We start from the raw sequence: 23,787 nt of genomic DNA, 5'->3' as shown, positions 1-23,787 counted from the left end.
CAACGGAGGTGTGGCTGTGAACTCGCATCGACGCGAAAGCCCCGTACTGATCACCTCGGCAGCCCCGTCCTACGAGGAACAGCTAGCCGCACGACGGCGCCGCTACGCCCTGATGATGAGCCTGCGCATCCCGTGCATCGTGCTTGCCGTGCTCTTCGCGAAGATCTGGTGGCTCGCGCTCGCCCTGATCCTGCTGTCGGTCCCCCTGCCCTGGATGGCCGTCCTCATCGCCAACGACCGGCCACCGCGCAAGGCGGAAGCACCACAGCGACTTCAACGGTCACAACAGGCGCTCACACCAAGCGACGAAGACCAGGAGCCGCGATGACCGGTAGCACCGTGGTGGTGGGATACGGGGACGCCGCCATGGACGTGCTGCGACACCTTCCGCTGACCCCCGACAACCCGGACGTTCTAGTGCTAGACCCCGACCCGCTCGCCCTGATCGGCGCGATGGCCAACGGCGCCAGGGTCGCACGAGGCAACGGCAGAGACCTCGACGCGCTGCGGCGGGCAGACGTACCCTCCGCGACACGGGTCATCATCGCCGTTCCCATCGACTTGGACGGGCTGCTGATCACCATGGCCGTGCGCCAACTCAACAAGACCGCGACGATCGTCGCCGCGGCTCGCGACCGCGGCAGTCAAGGCCTGTTCACCAGACTGGGCGCCGACGAGGTCTTCGTGCACGCCGGTTCAGCCTGACAACGAGCGGCAGAACGCCGCGAACGGCCCCGCGACGGCGTCGTTCCACCTTCGTGCCGTGCTTCCTGTTGGTGCTCCATATGCAGAACGTCTGCGCGACAACGGCGACCTCATGCGGGCGGTGAGGTATTCGAGGATTGATGTTCGCCCGCCCTGGGCATCCGGGTGCTCGTAACACCTGCGAACACAGTCGTTGAGGGAGGACCCATGGGCACCGACGACAAGATCGACGCCAAGGCTGACCAGCTCAAGGGCAAGGTCAAGGAAGGCGTCGGCGCCGCGACCGACGACGAGGGCCTGGAGGCCGAGGGCCAGGGCGACCAGGCCAAGGGGCACCTGAAGGAATCCGTCGAGAAGGTCAAGGACATCTTCAAGAAGGACTGACCTCACTCATCACTTCGCATGGGCGCGCACTTTTTCGGTGCGCGCCCATGGCGATGTCTGAACAATGTCGTGCCAACGCCAGGCTTTGCCGGCGTAAGAAGAAAGTCGGAACCATGCAAACGCAGCACTCTTTGGCACATGGCGCACATGACCTTGGTGCAGACTCAGTGCACGGGCTGTTCAGCCACCTGAGCGCGGATCACGCCGAGACGAGGCCCGGTGTGCCCGTCGGCCAGCGGTCGTACACCGACCTCTTCCGCGAACCAGTCGCGTCGCCGCAGAGCATCAGCACCTGATCTCGTGGCTCGAGCAGTCCAGTCACCGGCGATCCCGATTCGCCGGGAACTCGTCGGTGGCTTGGTACAGGAGCAGGAACCTCGCGGAGTCGTCCCAGACGGTCATGATCGAGGTTCGAGCGGTGCACGTGAACCGATACCAGCTGATCGGATCCGCCGCGGCCGACACCCTACGTGCGACTGCCTTCGGCGACTTGCACCTCGTCTACTCGGTGGCGAACGGCGTTGAAGTTCTGAACTTGGACATCGTGTCTGCGCGGCCTGCCGACGGGTGGCATGGCGTGATTCTTGCGAGCGCGGCTGACCTGCCGGAAAGCTTGATCCAGCCGTGGGCCGAGGAGACCATGGCCGAAGGCGCCACCGATACGTGGAACGACTCACTAGGAATGCGTGCGGGAGAACGCGCCGTCGTGCGCATCAGTCGCGGTGACCGGAGACAAGTCGAGCGGAATCTGCGCCTGCTGGCCCTTGCCAGATTCGCATCGGACCTGCGCTTTCTGAAAGACCCCACGACCGGCTTGCGGTGCCTGAAGCGGTGTGGCACGGTCTGCTCTCCGATCACCAACTGCGCATCACGCCGTTCCTGAATCCAGGTGACGAAGGTCGACGTGGTCGTACCGGACTAGGCCTGCCCCTATCGGTGCTCGCCTCAGTGCAGCTCTACACGGCGAGCCTCGGTACGTTCGTAGGGAAGGGACATTCGCCGTATTGCAGCGACGCAGGACGCCGAGGGGGCGTCAGCGCGTCAGATGGCCTCTTCACCTTCGCCGACCTCGTCCGGATGCGTGGCCGCGATCACGAGTGCTGTCTCTCGCCTGGACGAGCTGGCGAAGAAGCAGCCGGACGACCAGGCACACAGATTCGCCTCCGACAACGAACGGTGGCATCAGGCGGTGGACAAAGCAAGAGACAGAGCCGTGCGTTTGTTGGAGTCCAACAGCGAGTGATCCGTAACGCGGTCACGTAATCGGTGAACAGCGGCTCACTGTCTGTCGGCCATCATGCACTGAGCAGCAGTCCTTCAGCGTGGGCAAGCCAACTCAGACGTCACCCAACGGTGCAGCGGACCCGATCCACTGTTCGCAAGGCTCGTCTCGTGTCGCCCGGTCGGGACGTTTGTCACTGACTCAGGTGCCTTTGGGCGCGGTCTTGCGATAACTCCGGTCTGGTTGCCGGTACTGCGCTAGCTTGACTGCTGCTGATGCCTGAGGAAGCCGCACGGTTCGGGCTGGACGGGGAGGGCCGATGACTGGTTATCAGGTGGTGACCTCGGCGGTGCGTGAGGAGGCCGCCAAGTGGGACGAGTTCGCCTCCGAAATGAGCACAGTACGTGGTGCGCTGTCCGGACTCACTCTGTCTCCGCTGGCGTTCTTCGCCGCCGACGCGATCACGTTTGCCGTTTTTCCGCTGAATCTCCCGACCCCTCCGGAAGAGCTGCAGCGTTCGTACGAGGACATGCGCTCCTACATCGAGAAGCTCGCTTCTGAGGCGGAAACCGAGTTCAGGGATCGTTGAAACCCTGATCAAGATAGCCGATACATATGAGCGGAACGAAGAGATCGTCGAGCTTGACCTGGATCAGGTCTACTAGGTTCGGGGAACCGGGGGCTATGAGCAGTCCAGCAGGAGCAGGCCGCCATCGGCCGGCAGCTGCGCGAAGCCCGCGAGAACGCGGACAAAGTGTCACACGAGGTGACGGCACTACGCAGCCCGTATGGCCTCGTGACACTGCAGATCCGCAACAACGCCCTGGTCGGCCTAACGGCGAACACCGCCGCGATCTCGCAGGCCGGCGTCGGACAGCTGCAGCAGGACCTGTGGGAAGTGTTCGGCGATGCCGAGCTCACCTCGGATCGAGGTACGGCCCCGGTGAACCCGTCCCGGCGTCGTCCGCGTGCCCAGGAGGATCCGGAGGAAGACTTGTGGAAGGGGTTGGGGGCGCAGTGAACCGATCCGCCGGGATCGTGGGTGCGGTTGTGTTCGCGTTGAGTGTGACGGCGTGCACCGGTGGCGGAACGGTGACCGGCAGGCCGGAAAGCATGTCGATCGCGCCGCCGACGTCCACCACAACGTCCACGCTCATGCAAGCCAAGTACAAAGCACTTCCGACCTGCCAGCAGGTGGCCGACAAAGTGACGGGCCTGCCGCCGTTCCGGTCAGGCAACGAGAAGCCTTCAGCGTCCGACATGCTCACTGGCTGCGAGTTCCAGCGCATTCCGGACTGGCCGCGGGTGAACCTGCAAGTGTCGGCGTGGCGAGACGACGTTGGGGACATCTCGTATCCGGCCGGTGCCGGCCGGGGCGCGCTCAAGGCGCGTGAAGCCTACGACGCGCTCTCCAAGCCGGGCTCCGACCCGGCCGACGACGGCACTGCCGAGGACGTGCGGGTCGGCGAGAAGGCGAAGTGGCTGACACCGAAGGACAACGGCAGCTGCACCCTGATGATCCTCGATCAGAACGCCGTGCTGCTTCTCGAGTACAAGCCCGCCGATAAGACGGCGCCGAGGTCGCTGGAGTGCAGGGAGCCGCTACGTGAACTCGCGAAGTCGTTCTACGACGTAGTCCAGACGCAGTAGGCGCCGCGAGGACCCCGGCCGAGATCACGGCCATCGTCTCCTCTGCCGTGGCAATCGACCTGGCGTGACGCATACAAGCGCTTGAGCTGCCAACGGTTCCTCCCGGCGACAGCCAACGCTGGCTTGTCGCTGCCCAGCGACGAACGCCGCAACTGGGCACATCATCCGGCCGACGGGGGGCCGTGGCGCTGGCAGGACAGCTCGCTCACCGGCTGGTGCCACGCCTTCGACACCGGACAGGTGTGGATCGGCTACTTCGGACGTGCATGGTTCCGTGTCCTGCCACCGACCAGCTGGACTCAGATTCGGTCCTCGGCTGCGCACTGGTCCATCGCCACCCGGAATCTCCTGATGGACCTCTCGAGAATGTCGGCAGTCTCGCACAGGTCAGATTTCTCATCCGTGATCGTGACGGCAAGTAGCCCAGTGCAGGCCTCAGGAACGCGTTCGACTCAGGTCGTGTTGGCCTGCTCGGTACACGTTCACGGCTTTGAAGCCGATGCTGCCAAGGCAGTGATTGGTCTGCTTCGGATGCCCGCGTCGACAGGGCTGATGTGACGTGCAGCGAGGCGGTTCTGCTACCACTTTTACTACCGAGGCTCCGAGAGTAGAGAGCGATGGGCACCGAGAGACCTTCGATCTAACCTAGTGACCTCTTCGGTAGTGGCGAATAGATCACGGGCTGGATGGGTGACAGGTCGCTGGCTTGCGGATTCGTAGTCCGCAGACCTGAGGTTGGCAGGGCAGTTCTGCCCTGCCAACGCAGACGGCCTGCCGATGGAATCCATCGGCAGGCCGTCTGACCAAGGTAAACACACTATGGGCGATACTGGGATCGAACCAGTGACCTCTTCGGTGTGAACGGCACCGGCCACGTCCCAGTACCCCAACTAGCGCTCAGGCGTGACGCGCTGAACTGGAGTTTTGTGTTAAAGCGTCTCGCTGTTTCTCGCTAAGCCCATCCTGGCGCCTGCTGTTCTGGCTACCGTTTCGGACGCAACTGTTGCCACGCGCAAGGTGGTTGGGAGACCGAGCATGGTCTAGCCGAGCTGTATCGGCTCGTTGGCGTCATAGCCCTGGAGGATCACGTACGCGACAGTTCCGGCTGCCTGCGTCCAGTGATGGATTACCTCGGCAGCCGGTGCGTGCAGGGTGTCTTCCATCCGCGCTGGTCTGTCGATCACGACGTGTTCGCCACCTGGGGCTTGATGCCACCACCTGGGGCTTGATGCCACCACCTGTGAGGGTTCATAGCTCAGTTCCCTGCTACCTCGGACTTCTTGCCAGACCGGTGTCACCGCCGTGCCTTCCGCCAGCAGCATCATGATGGACGCCTCCTCGGACATATCATCCGTCCTTCAAAGACACCGGCCACCGCTTACTAATTCTTCAGATCCTTAGGCGATCAGGTGAGTGCGGACTTTAACTCGCACACGAGCGGAGGGGATTCAAGATGCATACCGGCCGGATCAAATATTCCTTAGGTCGACTAATTGCATTTCTTTCGCGGGGTCGCACTGAGGAATCTCACTAATTCTTCCGATCTCAATGTCTTTGGCGTGTCCTTCATTGCCGCTAGCGACAGGCCGATTTCACGGTTTCGTTTTGCGTCGGCTAGTACATTTGAGTTACCGAGATCATATGGAGGTGGACTTGAAGGCTCGCCAAAAGTTTCGCTAGGTTCGTGGTTAGGGTTGGTCAAAAAAAGAAACGGCCCAGCCTCGACCGGGGCGATTTCGTCGCCGTGATAAATGCCAATCTTTGCTTCAACAACGCTTAGGATGCCAACGCCGCCCCTCAAGTTTCTTATGTTAGCTGTGACGGTGAACCGATCAAATTGTCCCGGTTCAACGCCTTGGTTAATCTGGTCGAAAAGGAAGTCATTCGGTACCTTCTCCAGATCGATCGCGACGTTATAGTTTCGGCTTACTTCTATTGGTCTGCCGGTGGCGCCCTTTCCGCCGCAGGTGGCCTTGAGGTGCCAGGTGTTGAGAATCGAGAGATGAATTCCCCTGATTGAACTCCATCCCTGCTCGTTGTTCTTGACTGTGACGTCGAATCTTACGCAACCCGAGCCTTCGGCGGAACTCGTTTCCTCAACTATCAACTTCTCCAATTGTAGCTTGCCTCCGGCGTTTGCCCGTTTTGAGAAATCTTGCGGAGAGCCCACGATCGATTGCCCAATTTTCCTGAGGCTAGCTGTGCAAACTTCCGTCGGCGGACCTGGTTGATTAAAGTGACTCCAAAGGCCAAAAATTGAGGCTGGAACAAAGACTAGGATAGCCGCAATAGATGCCAGTTGGCGTGAAAATGTTGAGGGCAGTAAGGCGAAGAGGAGATGGATGAGGCAAGGTAGTAGCACTAGTAGTACAATGGCAATTCCTAGTGGGCGCCACCACGTGGAGCTAGACCAAAGTATCGCGGCCACTGGGGTAAGAATGGCAAGCGTCGCTAAAGTGATAGTTCTACTATCTGTAGATGGAGCTCCTGAACTTGACTCCTGGTTCCCGGTCATCTGTCTCCTGCTTGCTTATAGAGAGCTTGAGGGTGTGTGTGAGCAGCAGATTCCCTGTAATCACGCCTCGCCGTGACTTTGATACGAATCTGCACGCCAGCATTGGGTCTAGTCGGTCACGATCGTTGGACCCTCGTTAGCCCGTCGCATTTCAAAGCGCAGAACATCGTTGATCAACGCGCGAAACTGATCCACTTGCTGTCTATATGCAGCAGGCGCTCCCTCGTTACATCCGGCTCTTTGTGGACTTTCGCCATCGTATGCGAGGATTATAGTGGGACCTCGATCTTGCTCGCTCGGCAACTGCCGTGCAACACTCTTGCCAGTGAAAAGATCGGCGGCGTACCTCAGGCGATGGTCTATTACCCTACCTATTGAGGTCTGCCAATAGGTAAGGCACGAGCTCTCGAAAATTCTTCCGGTGAGATGTTCCACCCAGCAGAGGCAGCGTCAGCGCTTCAAGCTGCCCCTCATAGCGCAGGGTGAGGACTGAATCAGCCGGCCACTCGGCTCCCCAGTCACGCGCCCAATCAGCGTCGGTGTTGACTCCCAATACTTCGCTGGAATCGATGCTGGCCATTACAAGCGCTCGACGTGACCACGTCTCAACAGTCACCGTCGATTGGCGTGCAACTCTTTGCCTTGGGGTTGACCACTGAGCGCGGATCACGCGCGTCGCTGTGATCACGACGCCAATTCCACCGACCGTGTCGTCGCCCCTCACGTGACGTACATCGACGAAGATTTCATCCTCGTGTCCGAGAAGAGCCTCAATCCTCCACACGACATCATTGGATGGTTGATCGACGCCAGTGGACAGGCCATACAGGATGCGGGTAGCTCGATCATCGCTCATGCCAGCTCCCTCGGTGACGCGGTCAACCTGTCGTGCGGATATGCCTGTCGAGCACAACCCATATCGCCGCACCCACGAAGATCGTCACGAGGTCACTTCGGTGTGAACTCTCGGCATGTTGGTCAACCGCAGTCTTTGTCGAGGTCAGACGCACACTGCTAGTCGCTCGTGGTTGCCCTGGATCAGCCTGGTTGCTGTACTTCGCTGCTGTACAGCTGCTGCGCAGCGCTTCCACCGACCATCGCACTGCCCGACAAGAGCAGGTTCACCGCTCACCGGTGTTCACCTCAGTGGTTCTTGTTTCACGTCTAGTCGCACCGCCCAAAATTCTTGTCTACCAAGGTAGTACACGTGGCTCTGTGACTTGCGGTCCGCACGTACAAGCCGTGTTGCTGCTTCCGTCGGAGGCTAGGCAACCGGCAAGACCTCACCCGGCTCCGGCGCCCTTATTCCTCGCTAGCTTGACGGATCACGTAGGCCCAACGTCCTTCAGTGCCGGAGTCTCGCGCATCGGGCGACTCCAGCTCGATGTATCCGGTTGGCCATTCTCGTTGAGTGTCAAGATCCACGCGTGCGCGAGCCTCACGGAACTTTGCTTCTCCAGCGATCCTGCAATCGCTGAAGGTGACTTCTGAGGCGAATTGTCCTCCCGAAAATGCGCAACCGAGGCTGAAGTGTGCGCCGCTGAATCGGGTTGGCCCATCGAACTCGGCATCTCCAAACATGGCGTATCGCTCAAAACTAGTCCGGCTAAATTCCGCCTCCCGACTAAACCGAACTGAACCGAACCCCGCATGGCCGTCAAACCTTGCATCCTTGAACCCGGCGTAGCCGCTGAACCACGCTCCATGGAACCGGCCAATCCCGATGCGACATCGCGTAAGATCGAAGTCAAGCAAGGTCGCGCCAATTAGCTCAAGATCTATATTTGACCAGAAATTCTCATTCGGGAAGCCATCCTCGCCTACGGGACGTAGGTGGTCTGAGAGAATGCGCTGCGCAGTCAGGCGGACTTGTCGTTCTTGGTGACACCGTTCGTCCTCGGCTTGATTCGTCTTACCTGACGGCTCTGTCTCGACGTTCCGACTTGCGCTCGGAGGTGGTGCGGGTACAGCCGCGTCCTTACCTGTCGAGCTGCGCAGAGCCGGAGGCAGGTATGGCATGCGCAGGTAGGCACACAACACATTGACGATAGTTTGCCGCTGCCCCGGCACGTTCTGCGCCAGGCGTTCCAGTGCATACATCCCGCCGAGCCGTATTGGAGCCTTTTCCGACCCAAGTTGCTCTACTGCCCTTGTGTAGAGTTCAGTGACACGCCGTTCGGCAGCGTCGTGTTCGCTCTGGAGCGCCACCCGTTCTTGGTGCGCTTGCGTCGCTGCGGCCACCGCCTCCGTGTGTGCCGCGACCCGCTCTTGGTGAGCTTGGTCTTTGTCCTTCTGGCGGAGCGCGATCTCTGATGTCTGTTGCCGGCGGGCTGCCAGCCACAGTGCGGCAGCTCCTCCGGTGCCGACAACGATCGTGCCCGCAGTCTTGATCGCTTCCAGGCGCGCTTTGTCAGCGTCCGTGCCACCGCCGTACGCCAGCAGGAGCCACGCCGCCAAGCCAACTCCGACGACCATCAAACCCACCGCGGCCCACACGATCGTGCGCGTCGACAACACCCGATAGGCCGGGAAATTCTGCTTATCGCTCACGAACCTCCAATCGCCGGCGCTGCGCTGCGAGTTACGCCATCACGTAACACCGCAGCGCTTGAGCTCCGCCGCGTAGCGATGCGAGAAGCGCCCTTGAGGTTGGAAGGGCGACTAGCCGCAGTGCGCACCCCACTGTCTCCGATGATGGGAGGATTTGGCGCTGGCAAGCACACCGTTATCGGCGCTCAGGGCCCACATCCTTGAACCCCGGCAGAGGGAGTTGACTGGGGTCCCCGGACGCTGGCGGCGCCTCATCGTCACAGTATCGGAATAAGGGCTCTTCCGGGAACTGCGCGCGGTTCTCCATCACCATTTCAGCCATTAGCATCATGCTTCTTGAGGATCGCGCATATACTGTCAGGAGAGCTGGTCGATGTGGGTCTATTGCAAACCCGCATCCTGCCTTTGAAGCAATTGGCTGTAGAACCTGAGCGCGCGCCTTGTCTGTTGCAAAGAACACCACCGGATACGTTGCCCACGCGTGTTCTGAGATGTGGCCCCGGCAGCTTGCGGCCGTGAGAAAGCCAGCGGCATTGAGTGCCAGAACTGCGCTGTAAACGCCGAGTTCAAGTCCCTCAAGTGGCGTGGGCTCCTCGTCTGACATTTCTGGTACCAGCTCTTGCAGGGTCGAGATGGTAGGCCGTGAGAGCATATGGCGAGGTAGCTCACTGATTGAGCATGATTCCACCGCTGCGGCGATCTCTTCGTACTCCTCGATATTGGCCGAAAGGCCGGATACTGCCTCTAGTAGCTCCCGTTCGGTCTGAAGGGCGGCTAGGGCTTCCTCATTCCAGACATCTGATATGAGCCAGGTATTTCTGAAGAAACCAAACCCTTCATCAGAGACATCGTCCTGAGTGGGTACCCAATACGCAGCTTGATCGGGAACCCTCGGGTCTATTTCCACTTCGAACTCAGGGATCATCCTTCCTCCTACTCTTTAGATGATCGTCTGCCCGCAGGTGCCCAAGAGCAATGCCTCATACGGGTGCTGCTGGGAAGCGCAGGTGCTGCCGGGGCGGTTGAACACGAGTCCGCCTGCGGGGCCAGGGTGGCGCAGTCGGGTCCCTGACTTACCAAGCAGGCTCAAGCACGGCTGGCTCATAGATGCCCCGACACGGCACAGTGATGAGAAGAAGAAGCTCTGAGCACCTGCTTCGGGGTGAACGGCACCGGCCGCGTGAGGCGTTCCACCTCCACCTTTCCTCGTTCCGTCTCGGCTGCTGCGCGACAGGTCGTGACTCGTCGGGGTGCGAAGCCCGAGAGCCTTCGGATCCTCGCAGGAATGAAGGCTCTCGGGTTTTAGGCGGTGCTGGGCCAGCCTCGCGTGGCTCCCGAGGCTTAGTCGACGTGATCACGAAGAGGAGTGCGAAGCGCACCTTGGGTAATACAATGCGCTAAGTTGGACTATCCAAAATGGAAATTCATCGAAGTTCCCAACGTTCAGTTAGTACTGGCATGCTAGCCACGTTGGCTTTCTTTATATCCTGAGTTGCAATACGGATGGGTAATCTGAGCGTTCGAGGGATTTCCTCCGCCTCCGTCTTCGCGGCGCACGATATGATCTACGGTCATTGCCCGGAGATGAAGTCGAGCTTTGCAGATAGGACATGTCGGAGCGCTATCTAGCGCGGTCTTGAGGGCAACGGAGTTCTTTGTTTCTCCAGAAAAATTTCTGCCGTGCTTTCTGTCCTCCTCGGTGATGATCTTAACGGGCAGACGCGGAGTGGAACTAGCCTGCAAGGTTTGGATCACTTCTTGTTCACTGAGTCCGTTTGTTGTGGACGCTAGGGCGATCCGGTAAAACTGAAGTATCGATGGAACCGATCTTTGGAGGCTTCCGTAGGCCTGGACAATTTGGTTCACGAAATGCTTGTACTTTACGAGGAAGTCTTCGAAGTCTTTGCGATGCTCGGTGAATTTTGGCAAGTGGCGCTTTTCGTTTAGTTCTTGGGTGAAGGCTACTGCCGCTAGAAAGGCGGCCGGTTGAAATCGTCCTGTGGCACTGTAGAAATAGACCGCAGGGTGCAGGCCCAATGACCCTGGTGAGTTTCCTGCGATTCTCTCTGCGGCTCGTTTGACCGCCCTCATGAAGTTTGTGGTTGTTGTTCCATTTGGGTCGTCAGACAGAACCTCGCCCGTAGGTTGTGCTGCTGCTTTAGGGCGGCGTGGCTTCTTGTCTTCGTGACGCCAGCTCTCGGGTTGAAGGCCGTTCACGAAATTCACTAACTCGAAAACCATCTTGAGGCTATCTGCCGAGTATCCTTTTCCTGCTACAGGTAAATCGGAAGACCTGATAGATAGGTCTAGGGTGGGTTTGAACAGGAGATTGTATACGTCTTCGGCTAGCTCTTGAATCGTGTTCTGCACGCTTTCATTGAACGAAGACCAGTACTTGTGTCCTGTTCCCGCTCGGATAAATGCGCGAGCTGCCATCGCGTTAGGCTTCCGGCGCGCCTTTATTATGTCTAGCTCTGTCGGATCGATGGGGGTGGCTTCTTGATTAATTCGATAGAAGGAGGTCTCGGCTTTCTCGGACTCACCATTAACCCATTGAAGCTGGAGCGCAAAGGCACTGAGATTACGAGCCAGGCGTAGTTGTTCTTTAGAGGCAGTGTCGGAGTTCTGCAGGGCAAGCTTCAGGTCGGCGAATGATCCAACTTTGCTCTGGATTAGGTCCCGCGTTGCCTTTGCGGCCTTCTTCTGGTCATCTGGTATTATGCCGTCGAAAAATTTTAAGGATTGATACTTGTCTCCGTAGTCATCATGCACCCAAGCGACCAACGCGCTTAGTCTGTGGGCGCCATCAATAGCGAAGATATTCCCACTCTTTGGTGAGCGCCACAGAATTATTGCAGGAATCAAGTCGCCTTCGAGGAAACTCTGTACGAGGGCGGCAACTTTCTCTGGAGTCCAGTTTGCCGTTTCGCGCTGAAAGTCAGGCTTCCGCAAAACGTTGTACATAAAGGCGTCCGGCGTTAGATCTTTAACGCCAAGATTGGCCATGAGTCCCGATGTCTGCGTTATCACGTCAGGACTGACGGACTCAAAGTCTTCGCGCGGAATCAGCGCATCTAGGTTGACCATATACTTCGGCACTGCAGCTCCAAGGTTCTTCTGCTCCGCCCTCTTGGTGGATCTGGGCCTGATCCCACCCGCGATGGCTCTTTTGTGACGATTGGACTAAGTCAAGCCGAATTACGTTGGATCGTATTCTTTCCAGTCAACGTTTCCTTCAGGCAGTCTGACTGGCGTTGTTGCTGGCGGTATGTCTATCTTGTCAATGAAGACCGCCTGGTGAATTTGCTCGGGTGATAGATTTGTCTCTTCTGTTTGTTTCGTTGTCATCCATGCATACGTCAAGTCCGCGCGATCGAACGTGACTCCAGAGAGGCTGGAATCGCGCAGGTCGGAATCTCTCAAATTTACCTGATCAAACTTTGTACCCTGCAGATGCGCTCGCCTAATGGAGGCGTGCTGCATCTGTGCGCCGAAAAACTGCGCGCGTTGCAGCTGGGCATCGACTAAGTTCGCATGCTGCAATTGTGCTCCCCATAGCTGCGCGTCCTGTAGATCTACGGAAGCCAAGTCGCCATGTTGAAGATGTGCGCCTACGAGTCTGGACGACTGCAGGCGTGCGTTGAAAAGTTTTGCGCCCTCCAAATGTGTACCTTCGAGGTTTGCTGATCTTAGTGTGGAATGGGCGAGATCTGCGTTGCGCAGTTGCGCGCCGGAAATATTTGCGAAGTCCAAATGCCCTGAACTGAAATCTGTGTCTTCTAGTTGCGCCTCGCTCAAATTGGCATAGGTCAGTCGCGTACTGCGCATGGTGGAATTCCGGAGATTCGCCCCCCTTAGATTTGCTCCGTCAAGTCGGCCGGAGCTAAGCATCGCTCCGCGAAGATGCAGATGTGAAAGGTCAATCTGAGGTTCTTGCTTAGTTGTTGGGGGGCGCTGTAGTAGGGCAGTGAGCGCTGCCTGAACGTCCGGAGTCGGCTCTGCGGGCGGTTCAACCGGCTCCATTCCAATGGGTGGATGGATCCATTGTTCATGTGCCTGGATATGAACTGAGTGCCGAGGCGCTTGATCGCGTATGAATGCGACGAGCACTTGGATTACGTCGGCGTGGTGTTCGGGTGAGTCGCGCATAATGCGTTCTAGGGCGAGCACTCCGCCTATTCGCACATATAGCTCCTCGGAGCCGAGTCTTTCTAGCGCCTTAGTGAATCGCTCCGTGGCCTGACCTCGGGAGGCAAGTTGATAGTTGCGCGCAGTGTAGAGGAGGCCAGCAAGAACGACCAGTGCGCCGCCAATGGATATTGCGACGAGTCGCGAGTTGTGTTCTGCGGTTAGCTGCTGCTCGACTGCGGCTCTTTTTAGAAGGTCTTGATTTACGAGGAATTCCGGGGCTTTCCAAATGATGATTGCGTACAGCGCGACTAAGGCGCTTCCGGCCAGTGAGAGCTGTATCTTTCTTGATCCTGCGACGTAAGTGCGAATCGCCCTGAAAGGCGCGGTTGCGCGGGTGCGTGCAGCTGACCACATGCCAGGGTGTCGTCCAGGAGGTCGCAACCGTTACAGTAGCGACTGCGGGTGTTCCCAGCATGGCTATATTTCGGTGGAGATTTGCTTAATTCTGAATCTTGATACTGGTTGAGGAGTGTCGTCTGGCGGTGCTTCGGGTGATCGCCGTATTGACTTTTGGTTCACTATTGCGCCCAGGTTCAGGTAGATATCCGAGTGGTCATAGACTAGGAATGTTTTGGTATGTGGATGAGGCGTTGGGTGTATCCAGCTTTAACGAGCTTGCTGAAGGCATCCCTAACCTCGGTCGGGACTTCCTGCGGAATCGCGTAGCCGGCCTCCGCGAAGAGCTCGATGCGCTGTGTATCGCCAACCAGCATGCTGATCACGAAAGCGGCATCGCCGATCCCCGTGACGTACTCATCGATTGGAGGCCGACATGAGGTGCAGACGATGTCCAGCTCGGGCCAGAGTTTCTTGCACGTCGCGTACGACCGCCGCTCCTGGTAAGGGCGTGAGACAAGCAGGGCAGATGAGACCTCGATTCCGTTCGAGGTCAGCACCGTCTTGCTCAGATTGAAGTTCTCTGCTGTGTTAGTCGCGTGCGTTTCGACCAGGATGCTCTCGTCCGGTACGCCGTGGTCTAGGGCGTACTCCCGGTAGTGCACAGCTTCGCCGCGGGGGAACCGCTTGATCGTTGTCGGCGCGTTGGCACCGGTGAACAGGAGTCGTGGAGCGAGGCCTGCGTGGTAGAGCTCAACCGCGCGCACGGCCACGCCGATGTCGTGACTGCCCAGTCCGATCGCGATGTCGGCCGGGCGGACCTCATGGCGCATGTTGTGGTAGTTCCACAGTGTCAGCACGTCGTCGCGGACGTCGGCGGGGATCGTCTGGGATGTCATCGATGTGGACACCTCACTCGGGCATTGGGAAGCTATATGACCATTCGAAGCGGCTGGCCGCGTGCACGCCGCGGGCGAACTCGATAGGCACGTCGTCCTTAGTGAACGTTCGCCGTTTGAGGATCATCACCGGCTCGCCGGCGGGCAGTTCTAGCGTCTGGACCTCGTCAGGCGTTGGCATCCGGGCGTGGAAGCTCTCGGTCATGTGGTCTGGTTCAAGGCCTTGCAACGTGAGCACCGCGAAGCCGCCGCCAGGTGTGGCTGGGCCTGGCTTCGGGTCGACCAGCGGCGTTCCCTCGACGTGGACCGGGTTGTAGTAGCTCGTGAGGGTGTGGGTCGGCTTATCGGCGTCTTTGACCAGCCGGGCTCGCTCGTACACCTTGGTGCCTGGCTCAAGGTTTAGGGCTGCGGCGATCTCTTTGTCGGCCTGCACTTCGCGGACGGTGTTCGTCTGGTCGCCGGGCTTCCACTGCCGTCCGGATGCTTCTCGGTCCGCGGCGAACGCGACGAGGCCGAACTTCCACTTGCTCTTGGCGTAGCGCTCGACTCCGAGGCGCTTCATCGGAGGGCGCTCGCGGACCACCGTGCCGCGCCGGCGGACGGAGTCGACGAGGCCCTCAGCTTCGAGCACGGCGACGGCCTTGCGGACGGTGTTGATGTTCACGCCGTGCTCGGTGGCGATGTACTCCTGCTTGGGCAGCGTGGCGCCAGGCGGGTAGTCGCCAGCGTGGATCGCTTCCCGCAGAACAGCGGCCAGCTCGCGGTAGCCGGACAAGCACACCTCCTCGGTGGGGACGGATAACTCTATCTCTACCTAACTCTGACCTGCGACTTCGTATATTAGAGCTATCTCTATTGACAAGACCTCGCGAGCCTGCCCTAATAGAGATAGTTCTAAGTGGTTCTGGTCAGTCTCAGGAGGTAGCCATGACGCTTCGGTCTCTCGCGGACGTACTGCGGGCCGATCAGCTGTCACTAATCCAGCCGGACTTCGACGGCAACGAGGGGTCGCTGTCGGACCTTGAGCTGCTGAGCGACGCGCTGGCGCAGGCCATCGCGGCGCACGAGAGCGGGCACATCGTCGGCCCCGGGGTTGACGAGTTGGCGTTGCGTCGGGCCGAGCGCCAGGCGCGCCGTGCGGACGCGCGTCGGATGCTCGCGGTTCACGTTGTTGGAGGTGCGGCATGACGACCGCCCGCAAAGTTCAGGTGCTCCGCGCGGCGCACTCGTTGGTCCGGTACGACGGGCTGTACCAGCTGCTGACGACGCTGCCGGGCACGAACTTCGGCGGGCACCCCGCGTGCGCCGACGAGGACCCCGAGCTGTTCTTCCCCGAGCCCGGCCAGGTGGGGCAGGCCCGCGAGGCGAAGAAGGTGTGCGCGGCCTGCCCGATCCGCATGCCGTGCGTGTCCTACGCGCTGCGGCACGGCGTGACGGGTGTGTGGGGCGGGACCACCGAGGACGAGCGTCGCGAGATGCACCGCGCGGACCGGACCCGGAAGGCGGCGGCCTGATGAGCGTGGAGGTCACTCCGGCGTTGCGGCAGGCCGCGCACCTCATGGTGTTGGCGCAGCACCTGACGAGGAACCCCGACCTGGCGCCGGTCAACGTCCACGAGCGTGGCGGCGACGAGGCGCAGCAGCTCCAGGTTCGTCGCGGGTCCGCCGCCCGCATGTTGGTGGAGTGGGCGGACAGCTTGATCGAGCCGCACGCGTGTGTCCGGCGCATCGAAGACGAGGCGTTCGTCTACGTGTCGGGCGGAGCGCCGGCGATGCAGGTGGAGGTGTGGACGACCGTGCCGGGACTGCTCGAACACCTCGGCTGGAAGCCCGACGAGAAGACCCGCCTGGTTGCGGTGGAGGAGCTGCGGATGTTCGCCGCGGTCGAGGGGGTGGCGTGATGAGGTTCTTCGCGACGTTGCCGTTGGGCGCGTTCTGGACGTTGGTCAAGCTCGTGTTCTGGGCCGTGGTGATCGGCCTGTTCTGCTACCTGGCGTTGCCGGAGTCGTTGCTGCCGTTGGCTTTCACGGGTCTGGGCGGTTTCGTGCTGGCGATGGCTCTGGTGCTCAAGGCGGTCACGAAGTCGCGCTCGGGGCGGGGTGAGCGGTGATGACGCTGCTGGACCGCAAGGCCGTGCGGATCGCGGCGAGTACCGAATCGGAGATCCGCCGTGCGGACGCCGCGGCGACGCGGTCGCTGGAGGCGCAGCGCGCGGAGATCGAGCTGGCCCGTGAGCGTGCGGCGGACGAGCGTGCGGAACGCCTGGCGCGCAACGAGGACCGGCGTGCGGACCGCGCTCGCAAGCACGCAGAGAGCCAGGAGCGCAAGGCCGAACGGCTGGTGCGGGCTGAACAGCGCCGGGTGCAGCGTGCGGCCTGGTCGGCTCGTGTGACCGGGTGGCTGGCGGACCGGGTGATCGTGGTCCCGATCGTGCTGGCCATGGTCGGCGCGTGGTGGGGGCAGTTCCAGCTGTTCAGCCAGCGACTCGGCTGGCCGGCGCCGCTGGCCGCCGCCGCAGCCACGGGTATCGAGTGCATCGGGTTCGTGTGCGGCCGGTTGGCACACGTCGCCCGGCAGCCCGTCGAGGTGGCGGGCGGGGTTGCGGTGACGCGGGATGACTCCGCGTGGGTGGAGCGCCTGGTGATGTGGCTGGTGGTCGGCTACGCGGCTGGGTCGAACTGGGCGCACTCGGGTGACCCGACGGTGGGCGTGCTGTCGATCGTGGGTGTGGCCGTGTGGGAGACCCGCGAACGCCGTGCGCACCGCCAGGCGCTCGCGGTGGCCGGTCGGCTGCCGGCGCGGCGCCCGCGGTTCGGCGCGGTGCGGTGGGTGCGCTATCCGATGTGGACGTGGCGGGCATGGTCGGTCGCCCTGCGGCACGGCCTGACCGACGCGACCGACGCTCTTGCCGCCGCTGACCGCGAGACGACCGAACAGCGCGCCCGCCGGACCGCGAACAAGGCACTTGGCTGGAGGGCACGGCGCCGGTTCGGCCGGGTCGTGGCCGCCCGGCTCAAGGCGACCGACGAGGAACGGCGCCGCGCGGCCGAACAGGTCATCCGCGAGGCGGAGCAGGTGACCGGGGCAGCGGCGCTGCTGTTCGGTCCGGAGACCCTTCGGCAGCGGGCGACCGACGCGGCCGGGCCGCGACCGACCAGCGACAACACCGCCGATGACCGCGAAGACGAGGGACGCGGCTGGTCGCGTCGGTTCGGGTGGCTGCGGGTGGCCGGTCGCGGCGACGGCGAGGCAGCCGAGAGCGCCGACAGTGAGCCGGTGGTGATCGACGGCGTGGACATCACTGACCTGATGCCCGCCGCCCGCCAGGCCGCGACCGAGCTGGGCGACCGGCTCTCCCGCGACGCCCTGTGCGACGCCCTGCGCGCGGCCGGGTTGTCGGTCGGGGGCAAGCGCCGCAAGGCCGTCTATGACGCGGTGCTGGCCGAACGCGACCGGGCTGCATGACCGGCAGGGTGCGACACCCACACCGCGGTGGGTGCCGTGCCCGGCAGGCCAGAGCAGTCGGCAGGCCACAGTCCCGAGAAGGGGAACGACATGAGCAAGCAACTGACCTTCGGTGAGCCGGAGTTCTTCGCCAGCTCCCACATCCACGACTACTGCAACAACGTGCGCGGCCTGATCCGCCCGCTGGTGAGCGAGCTGCACGTGAGCGCGGAGGAGCTGGAAGCGGCGCTCAAGCACGTGAAGTCGGTCAACCCCAAGGTGTTCGGGCTGGACTCGCGGGTGCGGGCCAAGCTCGTCGCCGCGCACATGCGCCGCGCGTCGGAGGCAGCGGAGGTGATCTGCGCGTCGGCGGTGCGCACCTACCTGAGCTTCCGCAAGCACTACGTGGAGGAGATCGACATGACCGCCGCGAAGCAGCGCGCCAAGAGCTTCCAGTTCGACAAGTAGGCGTCGCGTAACCGTTGGTACCGCGAGGAAACCGCACGGAAGGGAGAGATCAGTGGGAAGCAGGCGGATGGCAGGCGGCGACCTCGCGGCCAGTAACTCCGAGCAGGGCTACTACGTCCCGCGCAACTACGTGGGCAGCAAGGTCGCCCCGTACCTCGGGCAGTGGATGCTCATGCTGCTCGCGTGGCCGATCGGCGCGCTCACGCACTGGATGATGGCCGACTCCGCACAGCTGCCGTGGCTGACGCCGGGCCTGGCCGTGATGGGCGCGGTTCTCGCTGGTGTGGCGTGGAAAGCGGGCGGCACCCGGTCGCCGATCACGCAGACGCACGCCGCGGTGACGGTGCTGATCGGCACGGGCTGGATGGTCGCCTGCGCGATCACCGCGCCGTGGTCGAACCCACTGTTCGGACTGTGGCTCTACGGCGGTGCTGGTCTGGCGATCTCGTGGAACATCCGCCGGGCCATGCGCGGCGGCGGTGACGGGGACTCGTCGGGCGGGCTGTTCGAGAAGGTCAAGCTGGCCGGGGTGAGGACGAAGGCGATCGAGGTGGCCCCGAACAAGGTCACCGCCGCTCTCGCCCTGCCTGCCGGGGAGATCGCGGTGGAGGACGTGCAGGGCGCGGCGAACAAGCTGGCCGGCGCGCTGCGGCTGCACAAGGGCGCGGTGCGGATCAGCGGCGACCCGGACGACCTGTCGCAGGCCACGATGACGATCGTTCCGAACGACGTGCTGCGCCACCCGCAGGCCTGGCCTGGCCCATCGGCGCCGGGCGGGTCCATTGTGGAGCCGCTGGTTCCGGGGCTGTACGAGGACAACGAGCCGGTTCAGCTGTGGTTGCCCGGTGACAAGAAGACTGCCCGCCAGCTCACCCACGTGCAGGTCAACGGCATGAACGGCTCGGGTAAGTCGCACGGCGCGAAGATCGCGTGGACGGAGATCGCCACTAGGCGGGACGTGGTGCTGATCGTGCTCGACCCGTCCAAGGGGGAGCAGACCGTGGGGTTCCTCGGGGACAACGTGCACACCGTGACCGGGCACAAGGAGTGCGCGCAGTTCATCACCCGTGTTCCTGCGGTCATCACCGAGCAGGCCTCCCAGCTGGGCAAGTGGGGCTTTGACCAGTGGGTTCCGCAGGCCTACGACGAGCACGACCTGCCGTTCATCGTGCTGTGGATCGAAGAGGCCTCGCGGGTGCTGGAGGACGCCGCGACGCTCACGACGATCGCCGAAGAGGCCCGGTCCGCGGGCATCTCGGTTGTGTTGTCGCAGCAGAAGTCGAGCTTCCGCCGCATGAGCACAGACATCCGTTCGCAGCTGGGCGCGGGCTGGTGCTTCGGCGTCAACGAGGCCGCCGACGCCGGGTTCTGCCTGTCCGACGAGGTCATGGAGGCCGGCGCGGCGCCGGAGCGGTGGAAGAACCGCCGGGCCGGGGCGTTCTACCTGGAGGCGCCCGGTATCGAGGAGGACCGGATGGTCATGCCCGCCCGCACGTTCGCCACCACCGACGCCGACATGTCCGCCGCTATCAGCGACTGCCGCGACGTGCGCGCCGCGCTGTGGCCGCGCACCGCCGAACTGCTCGGACTGCCCACCCGCCCGGCCGGCGCTACCGCCGCGCCCGCGGGCATCCGCAAGAACTTCACCCCGCTGCACAGCCTGGAGGGCATGCCCGACATCACCGACGAGGAGGCATCCACCCCGCTCGCCCTGCCGTCCGACCCCGAGTCCGATCTGGACGGCGACATGGACACCGAACTGCCCGACGACATCGGTATGGACCTGCCGACCGGGCGCCCGCCGCGCCGCGTGGCACGCGATCGCCTGCGCCGCATCGTGGAGAAGCTCGTGGCCGATGGCAGCCAGGAGATCACCGTCCGGGACCTGCCCGACCCCGAGACCACCTTCGGCCGCGGCCGCTCGTGGGTCTCCGGTGAGCTGGCCGCCCTGGTCCGTGACGGGGTGCTGGACGAGGTCGGCACCGACGGCAAGGCCACCGTCTACCGCCCCGCACGCGACCACGCAGCGTGACACCTAGCGGGCACCTGACGTCGCAGCACGTCACCTGACGTCAGGCGCCCGCACTCCCGCCCAATGCGCGCGGGTGCACGCGTGCGCGCGAAAACCCATGCATAACACCGTTTCTGACAACAGCTGACGATACGTCGACCTGGTTCCGCACACCCAAAATCAGCTACGTAGAGTCACCCTGGAGGGCATCGTGAGCAGCACCGAGTTCATCGCAGTCCCCGTCGAACAGCACGACACCGCGGCCGTAGTCGCTGCGGAGGTGGAGGTGCGCGACGAGCTGCGCCGCACCGACACCAAGGCCATCGGCCTGCTCGGACTGTTCGGCGTCACGCTGGCCGGCCTGCTCGCGCTGATCGCCGCGAACCCCAGCACGTTCGCCACCGTCCTGCTGCGACTCGCGGCCGGACCCATCGGGGCATCGGTGGTGGTGTTGCTGCTCGTTCTGCGCCCGGTGATCCTGCGCGTTGGCGCCCACGGAGTCCCGCGCTGGTCGACCTACCGCAAGCAGCCGGAAGCGCTGCTCGAAGACCTGACCGCGCGCGGTTCCCTGCTCTGCCGGGTCGACGTCCTGGCCGACCTGTCCGCCGTCCTGATGGCCAAGTACCGGCGCATCCGCCTGGCGGTGCACCTGCTGCTCACTGGCCTCGCGCTGCTCTCGCTCGCGTCGTTCGCGGCCTGAGCACAGGGGAATGGCCATGACGACGACCACCGCACAGCAGGCCGTGTTCGAGATCGAGACCCTGGCGCACCACGAAGCCGCGCACGCCGTGATCGCCCTCGTCGGCGGCGGCACCGCTCCGAAGGTGCGGATCTGGCAGGCCAGCCCGACCCGCTGGCGGGGCTGGACCGACATGACGTTCGACGAGACCCCCGAGGGCGACCAGGCCGCCGCGCTCGCGCTGCTGGCCGGCGTCCCCGCCGAACAGTTCTGGCTCGAAGCCCACCACGTTCCGCGCGACCGCTGGCCGCACGACGTCGAGAGCAGCGGCGCCTACGACCGGCAGATGGTTCACGAGTGCCTGGCCCGCATCCCGCGCGACCAGCGCCCCGCCTTCCACGCCATGCAGAGCAAGGCCGAACGGCTCGTCATCGCGCATTGGGACCGCATCACCGACCTGGCCGCCCGCCTGGTCACCGACAACACGATCCACCACGTCACCCGCTGACAGCCCAACGAAAGGGAGCACGATCATGGCCGGTCTTCCCGAGGTCACCGTCGCCGGAACCCTCACCGCGGACCCCGAGTTGCGGTTCACGCAGTCCGGTATCGCGGTCGCGAACTTCACCGTGGCGTCCAACGAGCGCCGCCGCGACCCGCAGTCCGGGCAGTGGGTCGACGGCGATGCCACGTTCCTGCGTTGCACGCTGTGGCGCCAGCCCGCCGAGAACCTCGTCAACTCCGTCGGCAAGGGCGCGCGGGTCCTGGTCACCGGGACGCTGCGGCAGCGCAACTTCGAGCACGAGGGCCAGAAGCGCACCGTGCTGGAGCTGGACGTCACCGAGGTCGGTCCGTCGGTGCGCTGGGCTACCGCGAAGGTCACCAAGGTCACCCGCACCGACGCCGGGTCCGCCCCGGCTGCGGACGCCTGGGGCAGCGCCCCGCCCGCGAACGGGTCCGGGTTCGCCGACGAGCCGCCGTTCTGATCGGGCCGGTGTTGCGGGGCGACGCCGGCAAGCACCCGCCCCGCAACTCCGCTCTCCCACCGCGTCCACGGTTTCGAGGAGCCACCCATGAGTACCACCAACACGATCCTGCTCACCACCACCGTCACCGCGACCGCGGGCTACCTGGCCACCAGCGCCTACGCGGTCCACCTGTTCGGCCGCCTGCACATCGACGCCCTGACCGGCCTGGGCAACCGCGAGGCGCTCGGCATCCTGGCCCGCCGCACGGGCTCGCGCAGCCCCGGCGCGGTGGGCTTGCTGCTGCTGGACGTCGACAACTTCAAGGCCGTCAACGACACCCACGGCCACGAGGTCGGCGACCACGTGCTGAAGGTCATCGCCGCGCGCCTGGACTCCCTGCGGCTGCCGGGGGAGCGCGCGGTGCGGCTGCACGGCGACGAGTTCGTGCTGTGGCTGGGAAACGTGCCCTCCGACGAGCGTGGTCGCCAGGCCGCCGCTCACCGCGTCGCCGCCGTCCGAGCCGCGCTCACGAAACCGATTGTCGTGGACGGCTTGCCGTTGCACCTCGCGGTCAGCATCGGCGCGCAGACCCTGCCCCGGCGCGGCGTGCAGCTCTCCGCGCTGCTGGCCGGCGCGGACGCGGCGATGTACGCGGACAAGCACGGCCGCCGCCTGACCAGCCTGCCCACCGCCGGCCGTCTGCGCGACCACCGTCCTGGACGGGAGAGCGCCTGATGAGGACGGGCAGCCTGTTCACCGGCTTCGGCGGTCTCGATCGCGCCGCCCACAACGTGTTCGGTGGTCAGCTGGCGTGGGTCTCGGACAACCACCCGTCCGCCACCAAGCTGCTCGCCCACCGCCTCCCGCAGGTGCCCAACCTCGGGGACATCACCGCCATCGACTGGCACCAGGTCGAACCGGTCGGCCTGCTCGCCGCCGGTTTCCCGTGCCAGGACATCAGCCCCGCCGGCAAGCGCGCCGGTATCGAAGGAGCCCGAAGTGGACTGTGGACCCACGTCGCCGACGCCATTCGCGTACTACGGCCCCGACACGTCGTCCTGGAGAACGTCGCAGCCGTCCTTGTTCGAGGACATTCCCGAGTCGCAGCCGACCTGGCCGCGCTCGGGTATGACCTGCGGTGGCTATGCCTACGCGCTTCCGACGTCGGCGCACCCCACCGCCGCGACCGCTGGTTCGGATACGCCACACCTGCCCACCCCGACCACCTCGGACTCCAACGGCACCGGACGACACGGCAACGGAGCGCTGGACCTGCGCACCACGGTGGCGTTGCTGCCCACGCCGAAGGCCTCGGACGGCACCAAGGGCGGACCGAACCAACGAGGCTCGTCAGGGGATCTGAGCCCGCCGTCGGCGGCCACGCGGCTGCTGCCGACGCCGACCCGAGCCGACGCGGAGCGCAGCAGCGCGACGTACGCGCGGGGCAACCCGACGCTGTTCGGGGCGTTGAGTGGGGAGCCTTCGAACCCGCCGTCCGCCGATGGGAACACCTGCTCGGACGACCCGCCCCCGAGCCCACCCAGCCCGGAACCCGAGGCAACCACGTCCTGAGCCCGCGCTTCGTCGAATGGCTGATGGGCCTGGACGCCGGCTGGGTCACCGACGTCCCGGGCCTGTCGCGCACCGAGCAGCTGCGCCTGCTGGGCAACGGAGTCGTTCCCCAGCAAGGCACCGCCGCCCTGCGCCACCTGAGCCGGATCGACCTCGTCGACCACCGCGAGCGCGCCGCGTGAACCCGCCCACCC

At 63.3% G+C, this 23,787-nt stretch carries 29 protein-coding genes; 20 read left to right on the top strand and 9 right to left on the bottom strand.

Features of this window, described 5'->3' with window-relative positions; genetic code table 11:
• Positions 1-16 precede the first annotated feature (16 nt).
• The 8 genes from IE307_RS21185 to IE307_RS21155 all read left to right on the top strand — a co-directional run bounded on the left by IE307_RS21185 (position 17) and on the right by IE307_RS21155 (position 3,961).
• A complete protein-coding gene (locus tag IE307_RS21185) occupies positions 17-328 on the top strand; it encodes a DUF3099 domain-containing protein (RefSeq protein WP_191300203.1) in 312 nt (103 codons plus the stop codon).
• Positions 325-705 carry an NAD(P)-binding protein gene (locus tag IE307_RS21180; RefSeq protein ID WP_191300202.1) on the top strand — a complete coding sequence of 127 codons (381 nt, stop codon included), beginning with the start codon at positions 325-327 and terminating at the stop codon, positions 703-705. Before IE307_RS21185 ends, IE307_RS21180 begins: the two co-directional genes overlap by 4 nt.
• Before the next feature lie 207 nt (positions 706-912).
• Entirely contained in the window at positions 913-1,089 is a 177-nt protein-coding gene (locus IE307_RS21175; RefSeq protein ID WP_191300201.1) for a CsbD family protein, read from the top strand.
• Positions 1,090-1,256: 167 nt separating this feature from the next.
• Positions 1,257-1,385 (top strand): hypothetical protein, encoded by a 129-nt coding sequence (locus IE307_RS47310; protein ID WP_268250394.1) that lies wholly within the window; start codon positions 1,257-1,259, stop codon positions 1,383-1,385.
• Between the two features lie 104 nt (positions 1,386-1,489).
• A complete protein-coding gene (locus tag IE307_RS21170) occupies positions 1,490-1,972 on the top strand; it encodes a hypothetical protein (protein ID WP_191300200.1) in 483 nt (160 codons plus the stop codon).
• A gap of 658 nt (positions 1,973-2,630) precedes the next feature.
• Positions 2,631-2,900, top strand: coding sequence for a hypothetical protein (locus IE307_RS21165; RefSeq protein ID WP_191300199.1), 270 nt, complete (start codon positions 2,631-2,633; stop codon positions 2,898-2,900).
• Between the two features lie 207 nt (positions 2,901-3,107).
• Positions 3,108-3,332, top strand: coding sequence for a hypothetical protein (locus IE307_RS21160; protein ID WP_191300198.1), 225 nt, complete (start codon positions 3,108-3,110; stop codon positions 3,330-3,332).
• Positions 3,329-3,961 carry a hypothetical protein gene (locus IE307_RS21155; protein ID WP_191300197.1) on the top strand — a complete coding sequence of 211 codons (633 nt, stop codon included), beginning with the start codon at positions 3,329-3,331 and terminating at the stop codon, positions 3,959-3,961. Before IE307_RS21160 ends, IE307_RS21155 begins: the two co-directional genes overlap by 4 nt.
• A 1,040-nt stretch (positions 3,962-5,001) precedes the next feature.
• Here the strand turns inward: IE307_RS21155 and IE307_RS21150 are convergent.
• From IE307_RS21150 to IE307_RS21110, 9 genes are all read right to left on the bottom strand, one after another.
• Entirely contained in the window at positions 5,002-5,307 is a 306-nt protein-coding gene (locus IE307_RS21150; protein WP_191300196.1) for a hypothetical protein, read from the bottom strand.
• A gap of 143 nt (positions 5,308-5,450) precedes the next feature.
• Positions 5,451-6,131 (bottom strand): hypothetical protein, encoded by a 681-nt coding sequence (locus IE307_RS21145; protein ID WP_191300195.1) that lies wholly within the window; start codon positions 6,129-6,131, stop codon positions 5,451-5,453.
• 712 nt (positions 6,132-6,843) lie between these two features.
• Positions 6,844-7,332 (bottom strand): hypothetical protein, encoded by a 489-nt coding sequence (locus IE307_RS21140; protein WP_191300194.1) that lies wholly within the window; start codon positions 7,330-7,332, stop codon positions 6,844-6,846.
• Between the two features lie 446 nt (positions 7,333-7,778).
• Entirely contained in the window at positions 7,779-9,026 is a 1,248-nt protein-coding gene (locus IE307_RS21135; protein ID WP_191300193.1) for a pentapeptide repeat-containing protein, read from the bottom strand.
• Between the two features lie 175 nt (positions 9,027-9,201).
• The gene (locus tag IE307_RS21130; protein ID WP_191300192.1) at positions 9,202-9,951 is read right to left on the bottom strand and encodes a hypothetical protein; all 750 of its coding nucleotides are present in this window, start codon (positions 9,949-9,951) and stop codon (positions 9,202-9,204) included.
• A gap of 536 nt (positions 9,952-10,487) precedes the next feature.
• Entirely contained in the window at positions 10,488-12,125 is a 1,638-nt protein-coding gene (locus IE307_RS21125; RefSeq protein ID WP_191300190.1) for a GmrSD restriction endonuclease domain-containing protein, read from the bottom strand.
• Positions 12,126-12,224: 99 nt separating this feature from the next.
• Positions 12,225-13,049: a pentapeptide repeat-containing protein gene (locus IE307_RS21120; RefSeq protein ID WP_268250399.1), complete on the bottom strand. Its 825-nt coding sequence runs from the start codon at positions 13,047-13,049 to the stop codon at positions 12,225-12,227.
• Between the two features lie 728 nt (positions 13,050-13,777).
• Positions 13,778-14,452, bottom strand: coding sequence for a YdcF family protein (locus tag IE307_RS21115; RefSeq protein ID WP_191300186.1), 675 nt, complete (start codon positions 14,450-14,452; stop codon positions 13,778-13,780).
• Positions 14,453-14,465: 13 nt separating this feature from the next.
• Positions 14,466-15,227 carry a GntR family transcriptional regulator gene (locus IE307_RS21110; protein ID WP_191300184.1) on the bottom strand — a complete coding sequence of 254 codons (762 nt, stop codon included), beginning with the start codon at positions 15,225-15,227 and terminating at the stop codon, positions 14,466-14,468.
• A gap of 152 nt (positions 15,228-15,379) precedes the next feature.
• On the opposite strand from IE307_RS21110, the gene IE307_RS21105 reads away from it, so the two are divergent.
• From IE307_RS21105 to IE307_RS21050, 12 genes are all read left to right on the top strand, one after another.
• The gene (locus IE307_RS21105) at positions 15,380-15,640 is read left to right on the top strand and encodes a hypothetical protein (protein ID WP_191300182.1); all 261 of its coding nucleotides are present in this window, start codon (positions 15,380-15,382) and stop codon (positions 15,638-15,640) included.
• Entirely contained in the window at positions 15,637-15,966 is a 330-nt protein-coding gene (locus IE307_RS21100) for a WhiB family transcriptional regulator (protein ID WP_191300180.1), read from the top strand. The genes IE307_RS21105 and IE307_RS21100 overlap by 4 nt, the downstream gene beginning before the upstream one ends.
• Positions 15,966-16,352, top strand: coding sequence for a hypothetical protein (locus tag IE307_RS21095; RefSeq protein WP_191300178.1), 387 nt, complete (start codon positions 15,966-15,968; stop codon positions 16,350-16,352). Before IE307_RS21100 ends, IE307_RS21095 begins: the two co-directional genes overlap by 1 nt.
• Positions 16,352-16,561 (top strand): hypothetical protein, encoded by a 210-nt coding sequence (locus IE307_RS21090; RefSeq protein WP_191300176.1) that lies wholly within the window; start codon positions 16,352-16,354, stop codon positions 16,559-16,561. The genes IE307_RS21095 and IE307_RS21090 overlap by 1 nt, the downstream gene beginning before the upstream one ends.
• The gene (locus IE307_RS21085) at positions 16,561-17,916 is read left to right on the top strand and encodes a DUF2637 domain-containing protein (protein WP_191300173.1); all 1,356 of its coding nucleotides are present in this window, start codon (positions 16,561-16,563) and stop codon (positions 17,914-17,916) included. Before IE307_RS21090 ends, IE307_RS21085 begins: the two co-directional genes overlap by 1 nt.
• A 27-nt stretch (positions 17,917-17,943) precedes the next feature.
• Entirely contained in the window at positions 17,944-18,363 is a 420-nt protein-coding gene (gene traA / locus IE307_RS21080; RefSeq protein ID WP_308436381.1) for a plasmid transfer protein TraA, read from the top strand.
• A gap of 52 nt (positions 18,364-18,415) precedes the next feature.
• Positions 18,416-20,395: a plasmid transfer protein TraB gene (gene traB / locus IE307_RS21075; RefSeq protein ID WP_191300169.1), complete on the top strand. Its 1,980-nt coding sequence runs from the start codon at positions 18,416-18,418 to the stop codon at positions 20,393-20,395.
• Between the two features lie 190 nt (positions 20,396-20,585).
• Positions 20,586-21,074: a Pycsar system effector family protein gene (locus IE307_RS21070; protein WP_191300167.1), complete on the top strand. Its 489-nt coding sequence runs from the start codon at positions 20,586-20,588 to the stop codon at positions 21,072-21,074.
• A 16-nt stretch (positions 21,075-21,090) separates the two neighbouring features.
• Positions 21,091-21,561, top strand: a complete 471-nt coding sequence (locus tag IE307_RS21065) for a hypothetical protein (RefSeq protein WP_191300165.1) — start codon at positions 21,091-21,093, stop codon at positions 21,559-21,561.
• 25 nt (positions 21,562-21,586) lie between these two features.
• Positions 21,587-22,039: a single-stranded DNA-binding protein gene (gene ssb, locus IE307_RS21060; RefSeq protein ID WP_191300163.1), complete on the top strand. Its 453-nt coding sequence runs from the start codon at positions 21,587-21,589 to the stop codon at positions 22,037-22,039.
• An 87-nt stretch (positions 22,040-22,126) separates the two neighbouring features.
• A complete protein-coding gene (locus IE307_RS21055) occupies positions 22,127-22,756 on the top strand; it encodes a GGDEF domain-containing protein (protein ID WP_191300161.1) in 630 nt (209 codons plus the stop codon).
• Complete coding sequence (locus IE307_RS21050; RefSeq protein ID WP_191300159.1) at positions 22,756-23,775, top strand: DNA cytosine methyltransferase; 1,020 nt, start codon at positions 22,756-22,758, stop codon at positions 23,773-23,775. Before IE307_RS21055 ends, IE307_RS21050 begins: the two co-directional genes overlap by 1 nt.
• Positions 23,776-23,787 lie beyond the last annotated feature (12 nt).

This window comes from Lentzea cavernae, assembly GCF_014653695.1.
Lineage (GTDB): Bacteria > Actinomycetota > Actinomycetes > Mycobacteriales > Pseudonocardiaceae > Lentzea > Lentzea cavernae.
Note: the sequence above shows the minus strand (reverse complement) of the source record. Positions and strands in the feature narration are given on the sequence as shown.

Excerpts from the sequence above, each read along its gene's own strand:
- IE307_RS21180 (WP_191300202.1), top strand. The coding sequence starts at position 325 with ATGACCGGTAGCACCGTGGTGGTGGGATACGGGGACGCCGCCATGGAC.
- IE307_RS21175 (WP_191300201.1), top strand. The coding sequence starts at position 913 with ATGGGCACCGACGACAAGATCGACGCCAAGGCTGACCAGCTCAAGGGC.
- IE307_RS21170 (WP_191300200.1), top strand. The coding sequence starts at position 1,490 with ATGATCGAGGTTCGAGCGGTGCACGTGAACCGATACCAGCTGATCGGA.
- IE307_RS21165 (WP_191300199.1), top strand. The coding sequence starts at position 2,631 with ATGACTGGTTATCAGGTGGTGACCTCGGCGGTGCGTGAGGAGGCCGCC.
- IE307_RS21150 (WP_191300196.1), bottom strand. The coding sequence starts at position 5,307 with ATGTCCGAGGAGGCGTCCATCATGATGCTGCTGGCGGAAGGCACGGCG.
- IE307_RS21140 (WP_191300194.1), bottom strand. The coding sequence starts at position 7,332 with ATGAGCGATGATCGAGCTACCCGCATCCTGTATGGCCTGTCCACTGGC.
- IE307_RS21130 (WP_191300192.1), bottom strand. The coding sequence starts at position 9,951 with ATGATCCCTGAGTTCGAAGTGGAAATAGACCCGAGGGTTCCCGATCAA.
- IE307_RS21120 (WP_268250399.1), bottom strand. The coding sequence starts at position 13,049 with ATGGAGCCGGTTGAACCGCCCGCAGAGCCGACTCCGGACGTTCAGGCA.
- IE307_RS21115 (WP_191300186.1), bottom strand. The coding sequence starts at position 14,452 with ATGACATCCCAGACGATCCCCGCCGACGTCCGCGACGACGTGCTGACA.
- IE307_RS21105 (WP_191300182.1), top strand. The coding sequence starts at position 15,380 with ATGACGCTTCGGTCTCTCGCGGACGTACTGCGGGCCGATCAGCTGTCA.
- IE307_RS21100 (WP_191300180.1), top strand. The coding sequence starts at position 15,637 with ATGACGACCGCCCGCAAAGTTCAGGTGCTCCGCGCGGCGCACTCGTTG.
- IE307_RS21095 (WP_191300178.1), top strand. The coding sequence starts at position 15,966 with ATGAGCGTGGAGGTCACTCCGGCGTTGCGGCAGGCCGCGCACCTCATG.
- IE307_RS21090 (WP_191300176.1), top strand. The coding sequence starts at position 16,352 with ATGAGGTTCTTCGCGACGTTGCCGTTGGGCGCGTTCTGGACGTTGGTC.
- IE307_RS21085 (WP_191300173.1), top strand. The coding sequence starts at position 16,561 with ATGACGCTGCTGGACCGCAAGGCCGTGCGGATCGCGGCGAGTACCGAA.
- IE307_RS21065 (WP_191300165.1), top strand. The coding sequence starts at position 21,091 with ATGACGACGACCACCGCACAGCAGGCCGTGTTCGAGATCGAGACCCTG.
- ssb (WP_191300163.1), top strand. The coding sequence starts at position 21,587 with ATGGCCGGTCTTCCCGAGGTCACCGTCGCCGGAACCCTCACCGCGGAC.
- IE307_RS21055 (WP_191300161.1), top strand. The coding sequence starts at position 22,127 with ATGAGTACCACCAACACGATCCTGCTCACCACCACCGTCACCGCGACC.
- IE307_RS21050 (WP_191300159.1), top strand. The coding sequence starts at position 22,756 with ATGAGGACGGGCAGCCTGTTCACCGGCTTCGGCGGTCTCGATCGCGCC.